A 20,514-nucleotide genomic window follows, 5' to 3' on the forward strand; every position below is an offset into this window, starting at 1 on the left:
GCGTGTTTAGATTCCTCCGGAATGACAAAATTGAAAATAATCTCAAATCATATCAAGGCTGGCTTTTCAATTTCAGATCCGTCACTTTAGCTCTTACTTTTTTCATAAAGTCATCACCCGGATCTGCTTTTCCTGTAAAATATTTCGGATCAGATTCTTTCCAAAGTTTTGAGTTTCGGAAAACGCCATATTCGGAATGTCCGATGAGATATTCAATCGGATATTTTTTTGCAAGATATTCTACTAATTCTGCATTGGCTTCAACTTGTTTATCAGTCAATGGTTGAGATTTGCTTCCGATATTTTCTACGCCGATGGCGCAATAATTCAGTCCAATGGTGTGTCTGGCAAATAGTTCTGGATCTACCAATTGATAGATTGTTCCATCTCTATCGATGATGAAATGTGAAGAGACATTTAGAGAACTTTGCTTTTTAAGCGTTGCTCTTTGATTCTCAAGATGTAGATTGTTGAAGTATTTGAAATTGGATTCCACAGTTCCGCCAGCTGTGTAATGCATCACGACGATTTTCGGTGTGATTTTCGGCGTTTTCTGATCTAAACCGTGGTGCTCTTTCATATATTCCAAACTCAATTTGATTTTTTCCTTAGAATAATCAATTGGTTTTTGAATGATTTTTAAGTTTTGAGCTTGATATAGAAAGCAAAAACTCAGAAATAATATTTGAAAAAATTTAGTCATAACTATTTTAAAGCACAAAAGTCACAAAAGTTTTTCATTTATCACTTATCATTTATTATCGTTGATAAAAATAATGCCCCGTAATCGTCCAACTAAAGAGACAATCCTGTAAAACTTGTCCTGCGCCAATGTTATGTGAAATCAAATAACGTTTCCCATCCGCTGATTTTTGATTAACTACAATCCCGATATGTGTCAGATTTTTAGGCAAATCCCAAGTGACAATATCTCCAGGAACATAATCTTTTGCATCATTCGTAATCGGTTTTACCTTCCCAAATCTTGAAAAGAAAACCATCAGATTTGGAACACGTCTGTGGTCGATATTGGTATCTGGTCTTTTCAGTCCCCATTTTTTAGGATATTTGGAGAAATTCTTCGCCATATCTTCGTGAACTTCCTTTTGCAAATCGATTCCCAATTTGCGGTAAGCACGAATTACAACATCGGTGCAAACACCTTTGTCAGCTGGAACATCGCCATTCGGATATTTCAGATTAAAATAAGTTGGGTCATAAACCACTTTGTCTTTAGTCAGGTTAATGGCTGCATTGGAAAGTTTGGTTTGAAAATTTTGTCCAAATATCGTAATGGAAACAAAGAATAGAATGGCGAAATATTTTTTCATATTAATGATTGATTAGTTTGAATTATAATAAAAACAAGTTTACAAGAAATTAACAAGTCGCTCCTACGGAGCTTTGTTTTTTGACAGCTTTTTTCTATTAACAGAAATCCCGACGGGATTAAATTCCTGCTCAGTTAGTAGCAATCTGTTAATAGATACAGTTTAGCATCGAACTAAAGCTCCGTAGGAGCGACCTGTGATTAAATTTTTAATATTACAATAATACACTTGCTATTGGAACGAAAAAACCTGCGAAAATATTCCGCAGGTTTCTGTTAAAAATATATAAGATTGATTTGGTCTTATCCAAAGGCATTGATGCCCGTAATATCCATTCCTGTAATCAACAAATGGATGTCGTGAGTTCCTTCGTAAGTAATTACCGACTCTAAGTTGGCAGCATGGCGCATCATCGGGAATTCTCCCATTATGCCCATTCCGCCAAGCATTTGTCGAGATTCTCTGGCGATGTCGATTGCCATTTTTACGTTATTTCTTTTCGCCATAGAGATTTGTGCTGGCGAAGCTTTATGTTCGTTTTTAAGATTCCCTAATTGGAAGCAAAGCAATTGTGCCTTAGTAATTTCGGTCAGGAATTCAGCTAATTTTTTTTGCTGAAGCTGGAATCCACCAATTGGTTTTCCAAACTGTTTTCTCTCTTTAGAATATTGAACAGCTGTGCAATAACAATCAATCGCTGCACCGATTACGCCCCAAGAAATCCCGTATCTTGCAGAATTAAGACAAGACAATGGCCCTTTCAAACCTTCAATATTTGGAAGCAAATTTTCTTTCGGAACTTTCACATTATTGAAAACCAATTCTCCGGTTTTGGAAGCCCTCAAACTCCATTTGTTATGCGTCGTTGGCGTTGTGAAACCTTCCATTCCTCGTTCCAGAATCATTCCTCGTACTTTTCCGTCTTCGCCTTTTGCCCATATTACAGCAATGTCAGCAACGGGAGAATTTGTAATCCACATTTTGGCACCATTCAAAAGATAATGGTCGCCTTGGTCTGTGAATTTGGATTCCATAGAAGAAGGGTCGGAACCATGGTTAGGTTCTGTCAAACCAAAACATCCAATCATATCGCCAGAAGCCAGTTTTGGAAGGTATTTTCTTTTTTGCTCCTCAGAACCATATTCGAAAATAGGGAACATCACTAAAGAAGACTGAACAGAAGCCGCAGAACGAACCGCCGAATCGCCTCTTTCCAATTCCTGCATAATCAATCCATAGGAGATTTGGTCAAGTCCTGGACCGCCATATTCCTCAGGAATGTAAGGTCCAAGTGCGCCGATATTTCCCAATTCCTTCATCAATCCGGGGATATCCGTATGATTTTGCGCTGCTTCATCTATCTGCGGCATTACGAAACTTTCTACCCAGCTTCTTACAGAATCACGGATAAGCTTGTGTTCTTCGGTCAAAAGAGCGTCTATGGAGTAATAATCTGGTATGCTTGTTAACGGGTAATATGACATTGTTTTTGTTTTGCCTAAAAATAGAGCTTTTCCTGAATTACCAAAAAAATTTGTTCACAAATAATTCATTTTCTGAAAAACATCATAATTGTTCCGCAAGTCGTTTTCAGACCTGCACAACTTTGGCGGAGGTTATAAAAATAGGGTTTTGTAACCAAATGACTTTTACTTTGATTTAAAAACCCTCGTTTTGTGACAAAAGTAAAAGTTGTTTTGTTTCCCACTAATCGTGGGAGACTTTCTGCAAAGTTGTTTGGTTTGAAAACGATGGTTTTGTAATGAAATGAGTTTCTATTTTTTAGAATGGTGTTGGGATTAATGTTATTTTTATCGTTAGAAATAAATAAAAAATGAATAATGATGAATTAGAAGTAAGTAGAGCTGAAATACCATACTTATTTCGTTATAGAAGCGATAATGATTTCACAATTGATGAAATAAAAAATAATTACATTTATTTCGCAAATTCTGAAAAACTTAATGACCCTTTTGATGCGTCCCATAAACTTGTAAATATTGATGATAATGATAAAAGTGTAAAAAAATCAATTGAATTTCTTAAATCAAAATTAACAGATAAGTTAAGTATCGATTATTTTGAAGAAAAATTCGGTAATAAAAAAGATTTTTTAGAATTTGTAAAGAAAGGAGTAATTGAATTCATCAATTATACAGGAATAGCTTGTTTTTCTATTTCTCCACTTAATATAATGTTATGGGCAAATTATTGTAATAATCATCAAGGTGTTTGTGTTCAATATAATACAGAAAATGACAAAACTTTTTTTAATGGAATCAGAAATGTTGAATATGTCCGTGATTTAAATCGAATTAACTATTCTATTGGAGATGGTGATAACGAAGCACTTTTGAAAATTTTCCACACTAAATTAGAACTTTGGAGACAAGAATATGAGATAAGATTATTAAAAAATCCTCCCGGAATTCATACTCTTAATCCAATTGCGATAAGAAGTGTGATATTTGGACTTAGAACTTCTGACGACTTTAGAGAAAAAATAGTTAATGTTGTAAAAAGTAATCAACCACATATTAAAATTTACAACTCTGAATTAATGGAAGACGGATTTGGGCTGACATTGACACAATTAATAATATAATACTAATAATTTTAAAAAAGCTCCAATTTGTTTGGAGCTTTCTTTCTATTTCTTCTTCAAATCTTTATCAATCTGCTTCTCGGCATTCTCAGCTTTCTTTTCTTGAGCGCGCTTTTCTTTTCGTTGTTGTGCTCGGGATTTTTTCTCAGCCCGTTTTTCTTCTCGGATGACTTTGTTGGATTTGGTGTTGTAAAGTGCTTCCATAATGCCTTGTCCAGTTTTACTGAAGATTTTGATTTTCGGTTTCTCGTGCGTTCCGGTGACTACAACTGGGAAACCTATCCATCCGCCTGGTGGCAATCCAACTCGGATTCGGAAATCGAGTAGGCCATTGAAACTCGTCGTTCCGCTGATGGATGGTCTCAAAACTGAAACTTTAAAAGTAAATGGATCCACGTGAATCAAATTATTTTTGATATTCGTTTTGATGTCAACGCCTTTCATATCTGGGTTATTGAAGGCATTAGCACCAAGGTCATTTCCAACTGCTGAAAGCATTTTTAGGTTTTTAACTTCGACATCTTTCAGATTGACATTTCCGCCACCTTCAAGTGAAGGATAAATCGGTTTCATATTCGCATCGAAATCGCCTTTCAGTTTATAATCCAATGACACAATTCCTTTCACATCTTTGGCTGCTGTCGCCATTTCACGCACCATATCAATTTCCTTGTAAGCGCGCTGAACATCGAAGTTATCGACTTTCAAAGCGACATCGTAATTGGCTGTAATCGGCGATTCGTTTTGATATCTTGCATCAATTCCCATTCGGCTGCCAACAATGTCAAATGTTGTATTTTTAAGATAAACTTCGCCTTTGTTTACAGAAGCTAATCCAACAAGATTATTCAGTCCAAGACCTTTAAATTCTACTTTTTTTGCATTCGCTTCCAATGAAACATCGAGGTTTGTAGGTACAATCACAACGCCGCTGCTTTTTGGATTTTCTTCTTTCGCATATTCAACGGCCAGCGATTTGTCTTTGTTGTCGCCTTCTTTCAGCGCCATAAATTCATCAATCAAAATATAATTCGATTTGAGATGAAATTTCCCGTGCAATGTTCCTTTTCTCTCGATGAAGTAATTAATGGTATTTAAAAGATAACCGTTCAAAGCAAAATCGGATTTACCATAAGTTGCATAGAACTTTCTGAACCACATTTTTTCATTTTCAAATTCGAAGTTTCCTTCTTTAATGAAGAATGATTTTGGTAGATATTCCGTCGTGGCTTTGATGTTTTTCAGGATTAAGTTTCCTCGGTTATCAAGCCTGCTGTATTGGCCGGTTGTCGCGTAACTTTGACGACCATTCAAAGATAAATCGGCCATTATCAGACCACTGACATCAAATCCTTCTTTCTTGAAAACCTGATAGATTCGACCAATATTCAAAACACCTTTTGCTCTGACTTTATACAACAAATCTTCGAAGTTTTGCAAATCGGCATTCACGAAAACAGGATTGCCTTCAAAATCAAATTTGAATGGGTCGAGTTTCACGCCCAGACTTTTGAAAGTCCCATCTGTGTTATAAATATTCGCTAAAATATTGATGTTTTGAATCGCATTTGGATAATAATTTGTTTTTAGCCAGCCATTTTTCAGATTCAGATAACCTTTTGTTTTTGGGAACAATTTTTTATCTAAGTTGAAAATCCCGTTCGACTGAATATCCGTATTCATCAAACCTTTCAGTTCAATATCTTTCAATCCCAAAGCCGAATCCAAAGTGGCCAAATCAATTCCACCTTTGATGTTGGCATTGATTTTCATCTCGTCCATTCCCTGCGTTCTTACAATAGCTCGGAACTTATTATTTTTTCCAAGGTCAAAACTCAGATTTCTCAAATCGAGTAGGAGTTTGTTGGTGTCCAGCGAAGGTAAATCAACATTCAAATCCAGATTCAGATTGTTCATCGGAACCGGCGCATTGCTGTTGGAAACCGAACCTTTATCGATTTTCAAACTTGCTTTCAAATCGGGCTTCAAATTTTTCGGCTCACTGAATCGACCTTTTAAACTAAAGAACAAATCACTGTTTCCCTCGATTTTCGTATCCTTCACCCAACCTAAATATTGCGGAGGCAAAACGGACAACATATCTTTAATCGTCGTTTTTTCCGACGCCGCATTGATGTTCAGATTATAACCATCTTTCAAAATACTGACAAAACCAGTAAATTTCAAAGGAAGTTCATTGATTCGCAACTCATTTTTTCTTAAGACGAAAGTCAAAGCGTTGGTGTTGATTCTCGTAATCAAATCGGCGTGAAGTGACTTTTCTTTAGCGTACCAAATTCTGTTCAAAGCAAAATCAAGTTTGTCGATTCCAAGGTCGGTTTCGAGGTCGAAAATATCTTCACTCAATCCACCTTTCCCTGTGTAGTTAAGACCTTTTGCATTGACCAAAACATTGGCTGCGTGGTCATTGTATTTGATATTCCAATTTTTCAGTTGAATCAAATCTAATTTAATCGATGCGCCCGTTCCTGCTGTGTCTTTTGGTTTTTCCGAAGGTTTGGAAACATAAACATTGTAGTTCGCCTGACCTTTTGAATTGACAAAAACATTGGCTGTAGCGTCGTTCACGTAGATTTCATCTATTTTTATCTCGCCATCAAAAATCAAATTTTTAAGATTGATTCCGACCGAAACGTCTTTTGCTGCGAGCAATGTATCTTGCTCAAATGGCTTGGAACCTTTGAGTAAAAAATCATCCACAGAAACCGTTAGAGAAGGGAAGTGGCGGAAAAATGTCAGGTGTGTTTTCTTGTAATCGAGTTCACCAGCCAGATGTTTGTTAGCAAATATCTTGACCTGATTCGAAATCTGCCCAGGGAAAAGTATTGGAATGATGAACATTAGAAATAGGATAGAGGCAATCGTAATTCCCAGCCATTTTAATATTTTCAGTAGCACTGTTATGATATTTCCCGCACTCATAAACATAGATTTTTATGATTAATTCAAAGATTGTGCTAAAGAAAAAATGCTTCCAGATTTGAAAGCATTTTGATTGTTGTTATTTATTTTAAAGTGAGATTGATATTCTTGTGCGATTCTAAAATCTCAATTAATATTTCAAATATGGTTTGTCCAGTTCCATTAATCAAATCATCGAGTTTTTGTTGAATCAATTCAACATTAAAAGGTTTTCCTTGTTTGATTTTGTTTTCGTAAAAAACCTTGGTCGCTTCAAAACCCAAATCCTGTTTTGATTTCTCAGATTCTTTCCAAATGATTTCACCTTCAAATCCATAAAGAATGTCATCAAAACCATCCAAAGTCCCGACTTTCCAATCTTCATCTTTCATCAAAACCTCGGAAACTTCCTCGTAGAATCCCGACAAATCAGAAAAATGGCTGCCATCGATGACAGCCGATTTCTTATTATTTTTATTTGAAGTATTCGACTCCATTTTTGAATATGTTATGATAATTCGCAGTTGGAATATTTTTCATCAGACCTTCTGCGAAACGTTCTGGATGTCCCATTCTACCGTAGATTTTTCCATCCGGACTTGTGATTCCCTCAATTCCGAACAAAGAATTGTTTGGATTGAAAGGCATTCCGTGAGCGATGTTTCCATCCAAATCTAAATATTGAGTCGCAATCTGTCCGTTTTCATACAACTTCTGAATTTCCGCTTCCGAAGCCATAAAACGACCTTCACCGTGAGAGATTGGAATGGTGTAAACCTGGTCTTTCATTCCTTTCAGCCAAGGCGATTCGTCGTTTAGAACTTTCACATTCACCATCTGAGAAATGTGTCTTCTGATGGCGTTGTGAGCCAAAGTAGGAGAGTCCGCATCCAAAACCTTGATTCTTCCGTAAGGCAATAAACCTGATTTTACCAACGCCTGGAAACCGTTACAGATTCCGATAATCATCCCGTCTCTATCGAGCAATTCGTGAACAGCATTTCTCATTTTCTCATTTTTCAAAACGTTTACAATGAATTTTGCAGAACCATCCGGCTCGTCACCCGCAGAGAAGCCTCCGGAGAATGCCAAAATCTGAGACTGTTTAATTTCTTTCACCCACGCATCAATACTTTCATCCAGCAATTGGTGGTTGATATTGATTAAAGGTAAACTGCTTACAATTGCCCCTTCTTTTTGGAATGCATTCAGCGTGTCATACTCACAATTTGTTCCAGGAAAAACAGGTAAGAAAACTCTTGGCTGAGCAATTCCGTGTTTCTTGATGATGATATTTCTAGGATTGATTGAGTTTAGTTTTGAATCTAATTCAACCACGATTTTTTCTTTTTCTACCGTTGAGAAAAGGTTCTCAAATGTACTGGTATTTGCTGCTAATAATTTTTCAATTGCAAATTCAGAATCATTGATTTTAAGAACATTAGAATCTTTAACTTCTCCGAGGAATTGAAGATTTACCGTGCTTAATTCTTCTTTAGATTCAATGATTAAGCTACCTATATTTTTCTTTAATAATAATTTTTCATCAACAGTAATCTCAGCGCCCAATCTGTTTCCGAAACTCATTTTGGCTAAGGCAACTGCAACGCCACCATCTTTCACAGTCTTCACTGAAACGATTTTTCCGGCTTTGATATTTTCGAAAATAAATTCAAAAACAACTTTTAAAGCGTCATAATTTGGAAGCCCGTTTTCCTGAGCAATATGATTGAAGAAGTACACTTTATTTCCTGCCTGTTTAAATTCCGGAGAGATAATGTTTTTCTTTTCTCCATTAGCACAAGCAAACGAAATCAATGTTGGCGGAACATTCAAATCCTGATACGTTCCACTCATCGAATCTTTACCGCCGATTGCTGCTAAACCAAAGTTAATCTGAGCATCGTAAGCTCCTAAAAGAGAGGCTAAAGGCTTGCCCCATTTTTCAGGATTCTGACCTAGTTTCTCAAAATATTCCTGGAAACTGAATCTGATATTTTTATAATCACCACCCATCGCGACGATTTTGGCAACGCTTTCAACGACTGCATAAGAAGCTCCCAATAACGAATTTTGCTTTGAAATTTCAGCATCAAACCCCCAACTAGCCAAAGAAACAGTTTCGATGTCTTTTGCTCCTAAAATTGGTAACGTCTGAACGCTTCCTTCCATTAAAGTCTGCTGATATTTACCACCTAAAGGCATCGCAACCGTGGTCGCACCGATGGATGAATCGAACATTTCCAACAAACCTTTTTGAGAAGCAACATTTTTATCGGCTAAGATTTTTAAGAAATTTTCTTCATTAAAAGCTAAAGTCTCGTCTTTCAATTCATTAAGATGCGTAATCTTAACTTCTTGACTTTTAGAACAACCGTTTGTATCAAGGAATTCTCTTGAAAGGTCAACAATCTTATCGCCTTTCCAGAACATCTGCATTCTTCCGGAGTCTGTCACTTTTGCCACTTCCACAGCCACAATGTTTTCAGCTTCACAAAACTTGATTAATTTGTCTTTATCTTTTGGTTCAACCACAACTGCCATTCTTTCCTGAGATTCAGAAATAGCAAGTTCAGTTCCGTTCAAACCTTCGTATTTTAAAGGTAAAACATCCAGATTAACCTCCAAAGAATCAGCGATTTCGCCAATTGCAACAGAAACTCCACCAGCACCGAAGTCGTTTGATTTTTTAATCAATCTCGTTACTTCAGGATTTCTGAATAATCTCTGGATTTTACGCTCTTCAACAGCATTTCCTTTTTGAACTTCAGAACTCATTGTGTGGATAGAAGTTTCGTCCTGTTCTTTTGAACTTCCGCTTGCTCCACCAACACCGTCGCGACCTGTTGCACCACCCAAAATGATGATTGAATCGCCATTTGAAGGGTTTTCACGTCTTACCCAATCCACAGGAACGGCGCCGGCAACGAAACCAACTTCCATTCTTTTTGCTTTGTAGCCTTCGTCATAGATTTCAGAAACCATCGTAGTCGCCAAACCGATTTGGTTACCGTAAGAAGAATATCCGTTGGCGGCCTGTTTTGTGATTGTTTTTTGAGGTAATTTACCAGGTAAAGTTTTATCAACAGATTCCAAAACATCCGCAGCACCAGTTAATCTCATCGCCTGAAAAACGAAAGAACGTCCAGACAAAGGGTCTCTGATGGCACCACCTAAACACGTAGAAGCACCACCGAAAGGTTCGATTTCTGTCGGGTGATTGTGCGTTTCGTTTTTGAATAATAAATACCAAGGTTCTTTTTTACCATCGTATTCAGCTTCGATTTGGATTGTACAAGCATTGATTTCATCTGAAACCACCAAGTTTTCCAATTGACCTGTTTTACTGAAATATCTTCCGCAAATTGTCGCCAAATCCATTAAAGAAATCGGTTTCAATTCGCGTCCTAAGAATTTTCTTTTTTCGATATAATCATTGAAAATCGTTTCCAATGTATGTTTAAACTGTCCTTCAAACTCAATATTTGACAGTTCTGTTTCAAATGTGGTGTGACGACAGTGGTCGCTCCAGTATGTATCCAAAACTTTCAGTTCCGTTTCCGTAGGATTTCTCTGTTCAGTTTTAAAATATTCCTGAATGAATTTTAAATCATCCAAACCTAAAGCAAAACCGTGGGAATTGTAAAAATCGTTAAGTTGTGAATCTGTAAAATCGTTAAAACCTTCGTGAACAATTACTTTTGACGGCGTTTCTTCCGCAGGAATATCTAATATTGATAAATTTTTCTCCTGAGATTCAACCTTATTAATTAAAAGATCTTTGATTTTAACCAAATCCGATTCAGAAACACCTTCAAACTCGATTAACTTTCCGCTTCTTACTTTAGACTTCTCATTTCCAGTTAATAAAGCGATACATTGTTGTGCAGAATCGGCACGCTGATCGTACTGTCCCGGTAAAAATTCCAATGCGAAATGAGTTCCTTGTGCAGGATTTTCTTCGATTAAAATATCAGTAACTGGGTCAACGAAAGTGCTGTTGACTACTTTTTCGAATTCACCGTCGTTTAATCCAAAAATATCGTAAACGTTGTACACTTTTACGCTTTGGATAGACGGAACAACCGCTTTTATTTCATCAAAAATTTTTGGACTTTCTACATCGAAAATCCCTCTTTTTTCTACGAAAATTCTTTTATTCATTTTTACTTTTTATTCAAATACCCTATGCTTTCCAAGCATATCTTTTACATTTTCTTTATGCAGTTCCTGTATTTTGTAATCTCTGCCATTAAGTTGAGATTCTTTGAGAACGTTTAATATTTTATCTAGATTTGAATATTCAATTTTATTATTGTTATTCAAAATCAGATTTATTACTTCAAAAACCCTTTCTACTTTAGTTATAAACGTTCCCTCAGGTACAAAGCTAATATCCTTCAATTCACAATTTCCGTAAAAAACTACAATTGAAAAATAGGGAATATTACTAAAGTTGATAAGTTGATTTTTTAAATTTTCTATGTGTTTATTATTTTGCAATATTGGATTGTAAAAATAATATTTTTGCTTGCCGTAAGCTAAAACCTTTGTCCATTTAGTTTTGTTGCCATCTCCATAAATCCAGCCACTATAATCTTTCACTTCAAAAACAAATAATCCAACTTCTGTTGTAACTACCAAATCAATTTGAGAAAAATTACCTTTATGGGTTCTTATAAACAAATCGTGAAAAATATTTTGCTCGGAAATACCATATTTTAATAATTTTAAAACTAAATCTCTTTCCGACCAAGTACCTCTATCTAAATCGGTAACAGTTTGTAATAAATTTCTGTCTTTTTTCTTTGAATTCGTAATACTTATTCTTTGATATATATTGAAAGTGATGATCAATAAAATAAAGGCGAAAACAATTTTTAAGATAAAGAAAAAAATACTTTTTCCTGATGGAAATGTTTCATCTGAAGATATCTTAATTGGGATTAAGTATTTTGAACTAACAAAACCAGATTTTTCTGCATATTTTATTTCAGACCAATTGTCTCTTTTAGAAATCAATTTTACTTCATCATCCTTTTTTAAAGTGAAAATAATAGGGTGCTTTTTTCCAGCTCCTTTTCTAACATTTAAATTTGCTGATGTTTTGTAATGCTGTTTTATGGAGTCATCTATATTTTCACTTGCATCAAATGGTACAAGTGAAAAAGTAAGCAGAAAAAAAACAATTACTTTTTTCAAAGCTTGACAAGAGATATTAACTAAATATTTAATAAAAAATGCAGCCCAAAAGACTGCATATCATTTATACTTTAAGATCAGATTCCAAGCCAATCAACTCGCTGTTCGCATCCAAAATTGGCTGAATTTCATTGGCAATGAATTCTTCCGTTTGAATTGGAGCAAAACCAATGAAGTTTTTCGGGTCAAGAACTTCTTTTAATTTTGATTTGTCTAATTTCAACGAATCATCGTTTAAAATTCTTTCAATCAAATCGTTTTCTTTACCTTCTTCTTTCACTTTTTTGGAAGCTTCCATCGAGTGAATTCTGATTACCTCGTGGATTTCCTGACGGTCGCCACCAGCTTTCACTTCCTCCATTATAATGTATTCCGTCGCCATAAAAGGAAGTTCTTCCATAATATGTTTATTGATTCTGTTCGGATAAACCACGATTCCGTTCATAATATTATTCCAAATCAACAAGATTGCATCAACAGCTAAAAAAGCTTGAGGAATTGTTAATCTCTTGTTTGCAGAATCATCCAGAGTTCTTTCAAACCATTGCGTTGAAGCGACCATCGCAGAACTTGTCGTCAAAGACATTACGTATTTTGCCAATGCTCCAATTCTTTCGCTTCTCATTGGATTACGTTTGTAAGCCATTGCAGATGAACCGATTTGGTTTTTCTCGAATGGTTCTTCAACTTCTTTAAGATTCTGAAGAAGACGTAAATCGTTGGTAAATTTATGTGCAGATTGTGCGATATTTCCTAATAATGCTACAACTTTAGCATCGATTTTTCTGTCGTAAGTCTGTCCGGAAACTCCGAAAACTTTTTCAAAACCGAATCTTTTTGATAATTCTTTATCTAAATGTTTTACTTTAGAATAATCTCCGTCGAAAAGTTCAAGGAAACTTGCTGCGGTTCCGGTTGTTCCTTTTACACCTCTGAATCTTAATGTTTCCAAGAAGAAATCAAGCTCTTCGATGTCGAGAACCAAACTTTGCAACCAAAGTGTCGCTCTTTTCCCAACAGTTGTCAACTGAGCTGGTTGGAAGTGAGTAAATCCAAGAGTTGGAAGGTCTTTGTATTGAATTGAAAAATCAGCAAGATTCTTCATCACGTTGACCAATTTTTTCTTTAAAATCAAAAGTCCGTCACGGATTTGAATTAAATCTGTATTGTCTCCTACAAACGCCGAAGTTGCTCCCAAGTGGATAATTCCTTTTGCAGAAGGCGCAACATCACCATAGGTATGAACGTGAGCCATTACATCGTGGCGGAATTTCTTCTCATATTCTGCCGCTTTGTCATAGTCGATGTTTTCAGCATTGGCTTTCAGTTCAGCAATTTGCTCGTCTGTGATTTCTAGGCCGAGGTCTTTTTCTATTTCAGCGAGAGCTATCCAAAGTTTTCTCCAAGTACGAAACTTATTATTATGAGAAAAATTAAATAGCATTTCTTCACTGGAATAGCGCTCTTCCAATGGATTTTTGTAGGAATTCATTTCTTTCTTTTTACTTTTTTAGATACACAAAATTAAGAAAATTAACCCATTCAATAAAATGAAATTGAAGTTAGAATTGGGATTTAACCAAATTGTAATTTTTTAATCCAACATTCGGCGAGATATTTGTATTTTCGAATTAAATCTAATAAAAATGGTGTCAAAAATTACATCAGAAATCAAAGTCAGTGTCACTGCTGAGTACGATAATTTCAATAGTTATCCTTCTGAGAATCGTTTTGTTTTTAAATATCATATTGAGATTCAGAATCTTGGAACTGAAACTGTAAAACTTCTTACGAGAAAATGGATCATCTATGATTTGGGATTTGGTTTTACAGAAGTCGAGGGCGCTGGCGTGATAGGTTTGACTCCCGTTCTTACTGCGGGCGAGACATTCACTTATTTTTCCAATGTCATCCTAAAATCTGGTGTTGGAAATATGACTGGATCTTACCAATTTGAAAATTCTTCGAAAGAAACTTTCGGTGTGGAAATTCCGAAATTCAATTTGGTTTCGGAAGTTTTGAGTAATTGATTTGATTTAAAATTAATTCTAAAGAACTTTAATTTTTTTGCTGAAAACCTCTCTTACTTCTTCATTGCGAGTGATGAAAAGTCTTTCAAAACTCAATAAAGAAATCTTCGCGCACACTTCTGCATCGGCATCTGCGCGGTGGTGATTGAAATTGATCTGATGATGATCTGCCAAACTTCGCAATCCGTAACTTTTCAAATCTTTCCAAGCCTTTTTTGCTACGCCAATGCTACACAAATAATTGATATTCGGTTTGAAAAAGCCGTAATGATCCAGACATCCACGCAAAACATTGGCATCGAAAGCTGCATTGTGAGCAATGATAAGATTGCCGTACATCAAATTCTCAATCTCATACCAAACATCCGCAAAAGTGGGAGAGTGCTGCACATCTTCTGGTTTTATGCCATGCACGGCCATATTATGATAATTGAAATAAGGAAATGAAGGTGGTTTTATGAGCCAAGACTTTGTTTCTTTAATCACGCCATTTTCCACAATGCAAATTCCCAATTCGCACGCAGAATTTTTCTCGTGAGTTGCAGTTTCGAAATCCAGAGCGATAAAATCCATTTTTTATTAAACTTTTTTAGAACCTAAGAAATGTTTGAACATTAACCATTTCGTTTGATAATAGGGATCAATCTGTTGTTTTTGTCTCAATTGAATTGACTTTGGAAGTTGAATATAAAAATAAACGTGCGCTTTGAGAACTGCCCAAAGAAATCGCCATCCATTTTTGTAAGCGAGATAAAATGCTGCATAACCATCAAGATGAAGCCTGAAAAACAAGATGAAAAATGCTTTCGAAGCTGGAAGATTCTTCAACATCATTGAGAGATTATTCCTGAAATTAAGATAAGTTTTTTGAGGATTTTCCTTTTTCAATGTGCCGCCACCTACGTGGTAAACTTTGGATTTTCCGGTGTAATAAATTTTTCTTCCTGCATTTTTAAGCCTCCAGCAAAGATCAATTTCTTCCTGATGCGCAAAGAATCTCTCATCAAAACCATTCATTTTCCAAAAATCCTCGGAACGTATAAATAATGAACAGCCAGAAGCCCAAAAAATTTCGGTTTCGTCATCATATTGTCCGTTATCAAATTCGATGTCATCAAAAATACGTCCTCTGCAATACGGATAACCAAGATTGTCTATCAATCCGCCTCCAGCACCTGCAAATTCGAATTTATTCTTTTGATTGTAATCTAGGATTTTCGGCTGGATTGCTGCGATATTTGGATCTTCGGAAAATAGCTTGGTGATTGGAGAAATCCAATTCTCAGTCACTTCAACATCAGAATTCAACAAGCAAAAAATGTCTGCTTTGATGGATTTTAAGCCATCATTATAACCTTTCGCAAAACCAGAATTGCTATTGTTTTGAATAATCTTAACCGATGGGAAATTTGATTTTAAAAACTGAACAGAATCGTCAGTTGAATCATTGTCGATGACATAAAGTTCTGCTTCTGTGGAATGTAGGATAACAGAAGGTAGAAATTTCTCCAGCCATTTTTTTCCGTTCCAGTTTAGGATTGCAATTGCGACAGTCATTATTCTTCGTAGGTTTTTATGGCATCCTTATATTTCCAACGTCTGTGAGACCACAGCCAATTGTCAGGTCTTTTGTTAATTGTATTCTCCAATAAACCATGGAATTTTTTCACAACCTCGTGCTCTACAAATTTTTCACCATCCGGATAGATTCGGTGATAATTCACTTGATAAAAGCCACGTTTCACTTTTTTCATCTCACAATAGATGAAAACCATATCCATTCTTGTAGATAATTTGTCGTAACCTATGAAAGCTGGCGTTCTTTGGTTGAGGAATTTCAAACCATAATTCACGTGAGAAACGTGTGGCGTTTGGTCTGCTACAAACATATAAATCGAATCTCCATCATTGGGTGTTCGGAAAATATGTTTGATTACTTCACCCGCTTCCAGAGACTTATTATTGAACCTATTGCGGATCATTTTGATTTTCTCTTCCCAGAATTTACTGCTCATCTTTCTATAAACCGGATGACAATCTTTCTGCGGAACTATGGTTGCTAAAGCATTGAACCACTCCCAGTTGAAAACATGACCAGAAAGTAGAATAATATTTTTGCCTTCAGCTTTAGCTTGGTGGAAAAGATCCTGATTCAAGTGTTGCATTCTCACTCGAGATTCGGTTTGGCTGATGGTAAAGGCTTTCAGCATTTCTGCTAAGTAATCACAGAAATTAGAAAAGAATTTTTTTGAGATGTCTTTGATTTCTTTCTCAGATTTTTCGGGAAATGAATTCTTCAAATTTTCCAGAACAACTGCTTTTCTGTAACCTATGATATAATAATTGAGGAAAAATACTATATCTGAAAACAAATACAATATCCTAATCGGTAATCTCGAAATTAATAATAATATGCTGAATAAAAATTGATTCAATGGATGATGAATATTCGCAAATATACTGAAAAATGGCGGGATATTTGCTTAAATTTGATGTTTGTAAAATCAATATTGAAGTAATAAATGAAAAAATCGATCTTAAAAATTTTCTTATTGGGAACTTTGGCAACATTTTCTTATGCTCATTCTCAAACCCAAGAGAAAACTCTTAGCAAAGAACAATTAGAAGCGAAAAAGAAAGCAGCAGCTGAGGAAAAAGCAAAATTGCCAAAACCTTATCATCCGGAAGCCAATGCAGAGTTAGAAATTCAGAATGCGGTAAAATTGGCCAAGAAAGAACATAAAAACATCATTATTCAAGCAGGAGGGAATTGGTGCATTTGGTGTCTGAGATTCAATGATTATGTACAGAAAACACCGGAATTAAAGAACATTGTGGATGAAAACTTTGTTTATTATCATTTGAATTGGTCGCCAGAAAACAAGAATGAAAAGATTTTCACTAAATATGGAAATCCGGGAGATAAATTTGGATATCCAGTTTTTGTAGTGTTGGATGAGAACGGGAAACAAATCCATACCCAAGACAGCGCAGTCCTGGAAGAGGGAAGTGGTTACAGTTTGGAAAAAGTAAAAGAGTTTTTCAATACCTGGAAACCAAAGAAATCTTAATCTAAATAATCAATAAAAAAACCATTCTGAAATCTCAGAATGGTTTTTTTATGCTTTTTTGAAATTCAATTAAGCTTCTTCAGCAGGAGTTTCTTCAACTTTTGCAGGAGCTGCTTTTGGTTTCGGAGCTTCTACTGGAGCATCAGAAACGATATCGAATTCGTAGTTGTACTCAACATTTCTGTGAAGTCTGATAAGAGCAGTTACTGTACCAGTTCTCTTAATAGTATTTCCAGGAATTTTGATATATTTTTTATCAACGTTTACACCAGCTTTTGCCAAAGCAGCAGCAAGATCTGCATTGTTGATAGAACCGAATAATCTGTCTCCAGAACCTACTTTTGCAGGGATAGTGATAGATGTCTTCTTCAATTGCTCAACTACAGCGTTTGCAGCAGCAACCAATTTAGCTTCTTCTTCTTTTCTAGATTCCAAAGTAGCTTCTAAAGCAGCTTTGTTTTTAGGAGTTGCTAATAAAGCAAAACCTTGAGGTAGTAAAAAGTTACGAGCGTAACCTGGTTTTACATTTACTGTATCGAACTCAAGTCCTAAGTTCTCTACGTCTTGTTTTAGGATAATTTCCATTGTTGTTGTCCTTTTTTAGATGTTAGATAAGAGATGTTAGATGTTAGACTTTAAGTCTAATGCCTTGTATCTAAAATCAAGTTAGAATTAATTATTTATTCAGCAACAAAAGAAGCAGGCAAACCTACTTCTTTTATTTTTTTTGTCTTATTTCAAAAGATCCGCTACATAAGGCATAAGAGCTAAGTGTCTTGCTCTTTTGATAGCTGCAGATACTTTTCTTTGATATTTAAGAGAAGTTCCTGTGTATCTTCTAGGTAAAATCTTACCTTGCTCGTTTACGAATTGTAAAAGGAAGTCAGCATCTTTGTAGTCTACGTGCTTAATTCCAAATTTTTTGAATCTACAATACTTTTTATCAGTTTTTGTATTGATATCAAGTGGAGTAAGAAACTTCACTTCAGATTCACCTCCAGCAGAGGCTTGTTTTGCCATATCGTCTATTGCCATTGTTTTAAATTTTAAAGGTTAATAATTAAGCTTTAGCAGATTTTACTTTGCTTCTTCTTGTTACTGCATAGTCAACAGCGTGCTTGTCAAGTTTAGTCGTTAGGTAACGGATCACTCTCTCATCACGTTTGTAAGCAGTTTCTAGATCAGCAACTACAGTTCCTTCTCCTTTGAATTCGATTAGAGTATAAAACCCATTCTTTTTCAATTGGATAGGATAAGCTAATTTTTTAAGTCCCCAATTTTCTTTGGCAACGATTTCGCAATTGTTTGAAGTCAATAGATCTTCAAATTTTTTCACTGCTTCCTCCACCTGAGCATCAGATAGAACGGGAGTTAAAATGAAAACAGTTTCGTAATTGTTCATAATGTTAATTTATTAATTAAAAATTCGAGTTGCAAAAGTACAACTTTTTTCCAAACTACAAATACTTAGCATAAAAAAATCCCGTCAATATTTGACGGGATTAAATTTGATAAGAAAAGTTTGGATTATTTCTTAACTACTTTTGTAGAAGTAGAAGTTCCGTTTTCTAATAATGTAGTTACTACATATACTCCAGAATTGAATCTACTGAAATCGATTTGAGATTTAGCCTCATTCAAATCTTTGGTGAATAATTGTTTTCCAGTAGCATCATAAACTTTTACAGATTTGATTTTACCTTGAGCCTCTATGGTAAAGATGTCTTTAACTGGGTTTGGATATGCTTTGATGTTGTTTTTAGCTGTTTCAACAACTGCAAGTACACCCACATTCAAAGTATAATCCTCTGCCTGTCCATAGCTTGCACCTGCACAAGGGTCAAGTAGAGTTGTTGCAGAACCGTATTGTTTTTTGATTCTCATTCTTGTATTTCCGACAGTAGCCCCAACTGGTACGGTAATGCTGTACTGTAATTGTTTAGCATCTGTTCCTGTAGAGTTTGTAATAGTTCCTGCAGAATAACTTTCATTAGCATCTGCAAAATCACCGTCTTGATTCCAGTCAATGAAAACAGCAAAGCTATTTGGGTAATCACCTCCAGTATTACCTTTCAATGTAATCGTGTGGGTTGAACCCTGATCTACATTTCCTACTTTATCCAAGAAAAATTCGTGAGCTGGAGAACCATTAACTGTCGCGCTTGTAGTGTTGTTAATTCCTGCAAAATCTACTGAAGTAATAGGTTCTATGTTATCGCCAAACAAGCCTGTGAAAGTTAACGGCCCGCAGTATGCAGGAGTTACAATTGTTTTGAAAGAACCTACAGTACATCCTGTAGCAGCACCTATATTATTTTTAGGAATAATTTTCCAATAATATGTGGTGTTCAATTCTAAGCTTGTGCTAGAAGTGTAACTAGTTCCTGTAACATTTCCAACCAAAGTTGTAGGATCTGCATTAGTATCCATATAAACATCATAGGACTCTGCATCAGCAGCTTGTGCCCAAGATAATGTAGTGGAAGAAATTGGAACGTCAGTAGCTCCCATTGCTGGAGAAACTAATACTGAACAGTTTGGAGCAGCGGTAGGAGCAATAGAAGTGGTTACTTTAAAGTCATCTACAGCAAAACCAAATTGATCGCTAGAAGTTGTCTGAATAGCTATATGCACATTTTGAGATTGGTAAGCACCTAAGCTATAAGTGTACTCGTGCCATGTCGCGTCGGATGGAGTCGTAACGATTGCTGATAAAGGTGTGAAGTCAGAAGCAGCAGTCCCTGTAGTAGAAATATAAACTCTGAATTTTTCGGCTCCATAATCAGCAGAGCAAGATTTTGCCCAAAAACTTAATGAACCACCATCGGCAGCTAATTGGATTTTAGGAGAAATTAACCAATCATTATTAGGCCCAGTACCTTCATCTGCAGGCATAATAGATGCAAAACTAATCATTGCCTTAACTCCAGTTCTAGCTGACCAGTTTGAAGTTGCACTAGAAGTCATCGGTGGAGTTGTTGTAGTTGAATTAAATACAATGAAAGCCATTGGATCATATTCGTTTTCAAAATCAATACCTTCAAAACCATAGGTTGTAGATAAATCTACATCTCTCAATGTCCATCCACCAACATTGGCAATTGCAAAATCTGTATAGCTTTCAAAACTATCCTGATAAACCACGTATTGTGCGTGTAATGTATTGGATGCTACTAAGCCAGCCAATGCAAAAATAGAAAATAGAACTTTTTTCATAAAATAATTTTTTAATTCTCTCAAATTTAGCTAATTTATTTTTAAATAGCCAAATATTAATTGTTAAAATTATTAATTATTTATATATAATCTATTTTAGCTGTTGATTTTTATATTTTGTAATGCTTTATTGTTGA

At 35.5% G+C, this 20,514-nt stretch carries 18 protein-coding genes; 3 read left to right on the forward strand and 15 right to left on the reverse strand.

Annotation, left to right across the window (positions count from 1 at the left end; translation table 11 throughout):
• Nucleotides 1–52: 52 nt before the first annotated feature.
• From B0I22_RS04930 to B0I22_RS04940, 3 genes are all read right to left on the reverse strand, one after another.
• Entirely contained in the window at nucleotides 53–703 is a 651-nt protein-coding gene (locus tag B0I22_RS04930; protein ID WP_133943536.1) for a peptidoglycan recognition protein family protein, read from the reverse strand.
• Nucleotides 704–758: 55 nt separating this feature from the next.
• Nucleotides 759–1,331, reverse strand: coding sequence for a DUF1287 domain-containing protein (locus B0I22_RS04935; protein WP_133943537.1), 573 nt, complete (start codon nucleotides 1,329–1,331; stop codon nucleotides 759–761).
• Between the two features lie 302 nt (nucleotides 1,332–1,633).
• Nucleotides 1,634–2,815: an acyl-CoA dehydrogenase family protein gene (locus B0I22_RS04940; RefSeq protein ID WP_133943538.1), complete on the reverse strand. Its 1,182-nt coding sequence runs from the start codon at nucleotides 2,813–2,815 to the stop codon at nucleotides 1,634–1,636.
• A 350-nt stretch (nucleotides 2,816–3,165) separates the two neighbouring features.
• Between B0I22_RS04940 and B0I22_RS04945 the strand changes: the two genes are divergently transcribed.
• Entirely contained in the window at nucleotides 3,166–3,936 is a 771-nt protein-coding gene (locus B0I22_RS04945) for a DUF2971 domain-containing protein (protein WP_133943539.1), read from the forward strand.
• Nucleotides 3,937–3,981: 45 nt separating this feature from the next.
• Here B0I22_RS04945 and B0I22_RS04950 read toward each other — a convergent pair whose 3' ends face one another.
• The 5 genes from B0I22_RS04950 to purB all read right to left on the reverse strand — a co-directional run bounded on the left by B0I22_RS04950 (nucleotide 3,982) and on the right by purB (nucleotide 13,552).
• Nucleotides 3,982–6,879 (reverse strand): AsmA-like C-terminal region-containing protein, encoded by a 2,898-nt coding sequence (locus B0I22_RS04950; RefSeq protein WP_133943540.1) that lies wholly within the window; start codon nucleotides 6,877–6,879, stop codon nucleotides 3,982–3,984.
• Nucleotides 6,880–6,962: 83 nt separating this feature from the next.
• A complete protein-coding gene (locus tag B0I22_RS04955) occupies nucleotides 6,963–7,355 on the reverse strand; it encodes a barstar family protein (RefSeq protein ID WP_133943541.1) in 393 nt (130 codons plus the stop codon).
• Nucleotides 7,333–11,022, reverse strand: coding sequence for a phosphoribosylformylglycinamidine synthase (locus B0I22_RS04960; RefSeq protein WP_133943542.1), 3,690 nt, complete (start codon nucleotides 11,020–11,022; stop codon nucleotides 7,333–7,335). Before B0I22_RS04960 ends, B0I22_RS04955 begins: the two co-directional genes overlap by 23 nt.
• A 9-nt stretch (nucleotides 11,023–11,031) precedes the next feature.
• Nucleotides 11,032–12,060 (reverse strand): NERD domain-containing protein, encoded by a 1,029-nt coding sequence (locus B0I22_RS04965; protein WP_133943543.1) that lies wholly within the window; start codon nucleotides 12,058–12,060, stop codon nucleotides 11,032–11,034.
• Between the two features lie 64 nt (nucleotides 12,061–12,124).
• A complete protein-coding gene (gene purB, locus B0I22_RS04970; protein WP_133943544.1) occupies nucleotides 12,125–13,552 on the reverse strand; it encodes an adenylosuccinate lyase in 1,428 nt (475 codons plus the stop codon).
• A gap of 154 nt (nucleotides 13,553–13,706) precedes the next feature.
• Here purB and apaG point away from each other — a divergent pair, with 154 nt between their 5' ends.
• The gene (gene apaG / locus B0I22_RS04975) at nucleotides 13,707–14,090 is read left to right on the forward strand and encodes a Co2+/Mg2+ efflux protein ApaG (RefSeq protein WP_133943545.1); all 384 of its coding nucleotides are present in this window, start codon (nucleotides 13,707–13,709) and stop codon (nucleotides 14,088–14,090) included.
• Nucleotides 14,091–14,108: 18 nt separating this feature from the next.
• Here apaG and B0I22_RS04980 read toward each other — a convergent pair whose 3' ends face one another.
• From B0I22_RS04980 to B0I22_RS04990, 3 genes are read right to left on the reverse strand one after another with little or no spacing between them, the layout of a single operon-like run.
• On the reverse strand, nucleotides 14,109–14,663 hold the full coding sequence (locus B0I22_RS04980; RefSeq protein WP_133943546.1) for a 3'-5' exonuclease: 555 nt from the start codon (nucleotides 14,661–14,663) through the stop codon (nucleotides 14,109–14,111).
• Nucleotides 14,664–14,669: 6 nt separating this feature from the next.
• Entirely contained in the window at nucleotides 14,670–15,647 is a 978-nt protein-coding gene (locus B0I22_RS04985; RefSeq protein WP_133943547.1) for a glycosyltransferase family 2 protein, read from the reverse strand.
• The gene (locus B0I22_RS04990) at nucleotides 15,647–16,525 is read right to left on the reverse strand and encodes a lysophospholipid acyltransferase family protein (protein WP_133943548.1); all 879 of its coding nucleotides are present in this window, start codon (nucleotides 16,523–16,525) and stop codon (nucleotides 15,647–15,649) included. Before B0I22_RS04990 ends, B0I22_RS04985 begins: the two co-directional genes overlap by 1 nt.
• An 87-nt stretch (nucleotides 16,526–16,612) precedes the next feature.
• Here B0I22_RS04990 and B0I22_RS04995 point away from each other — a divergent pair, with 87 nt between their 5' ends.
• Nucleotides 16,613–17,161, forward strand: a complete 549-nt coding sequence (locus tag B0I22_RS04995; RefSeq protein ID WP_133943549.1) for a thioredoxin family protein — start codon at nucleotides 16,613–16,615, stop codon at nucleotides 17,159–17,161.
• Between the two features lie 69 nt (nucleotides 17,162–17,230).
• Here the strand turns inward: B0I22_RS04995 and rplI are convergent, their stop codons facing one another.
• The 4 genes from rplI to B0I22_RS05015 all read right to left on the reverse strand — a co-directional run bounded on the left by rplI (nucleotide 17,231) and on the right by B0I22_RS05015 (nucleotide 20,377).
• Nucleotides 17,231–17,746 carry a 50S ribosomal protein L9 gene (gene rplI, locus B0I22_RS05000; RefSeq protein WP_133943550.1) on the reverse strand — a complete coding sequence of 172 codons (516 nt, stop codon included), beginning with the start codon at nucleotides 17,744–17,746 and terminating at the stop codon, nucleotides 17,231–17,233.
• 147 nt (nucleotides 17,747–17,893) lie between these two features.
• Nucleotides 17,894–18,196 carry a 30S ribosomal protein S18 gene (gene rpsR / locus B0I22_RS05005; protein ID WP_055987318.1) on the reverse strand — a complete coding sequence of 101 codons (303 nt, stop codon included), beginning with the start codon at nucleotides 18,194–18,196 and terminating at the stop codon, nucleotides 17,894–17,896.
• A 25-nt stretch (nucleotides 18,197–18,221) separates the two neighbouring features.
• Nucleotides 18,222–18,563: a 30S ribosomal protein S6 gene (rpsF, locus tag B0I22_RS05010; protein ID WP_133943551.1), complete on the reverse strand. Its 342-nt coding sequence runs from the start codon at nucleotides 18,561–18,563 to the stop codon at nucleotides 18,222–18,224.
• A gap of 125 nt (nucleotides 18,564–18,688) precedes the next feature.
• On the reverse strand, nucleotides 18,689–20,377 hold the full coding sequence (locus B0I22_RS05015) for a T9SS type A sorting domain-containing protein (RefSeq protein WP_133943552.1): 1,689 nt from the start codon (nucleotides 20,375–20,377) through the stop codon (nucleotides 18,689–18,691).
• Nucleotides 20,378–20,514: the final 137 nt, after the last annotated feature.

It is taken from the genome of Epilithonimonas xixisoli (assembly GCF_004365655.1).
In the GTDB taxonomy this organism is placed as follows: Bacteria; Bacteroidota; Bacteroidia; order Flavobacteriales; family Weeksellaceae; genus Epilithonimonas; species Epilithonimonas xixisoli.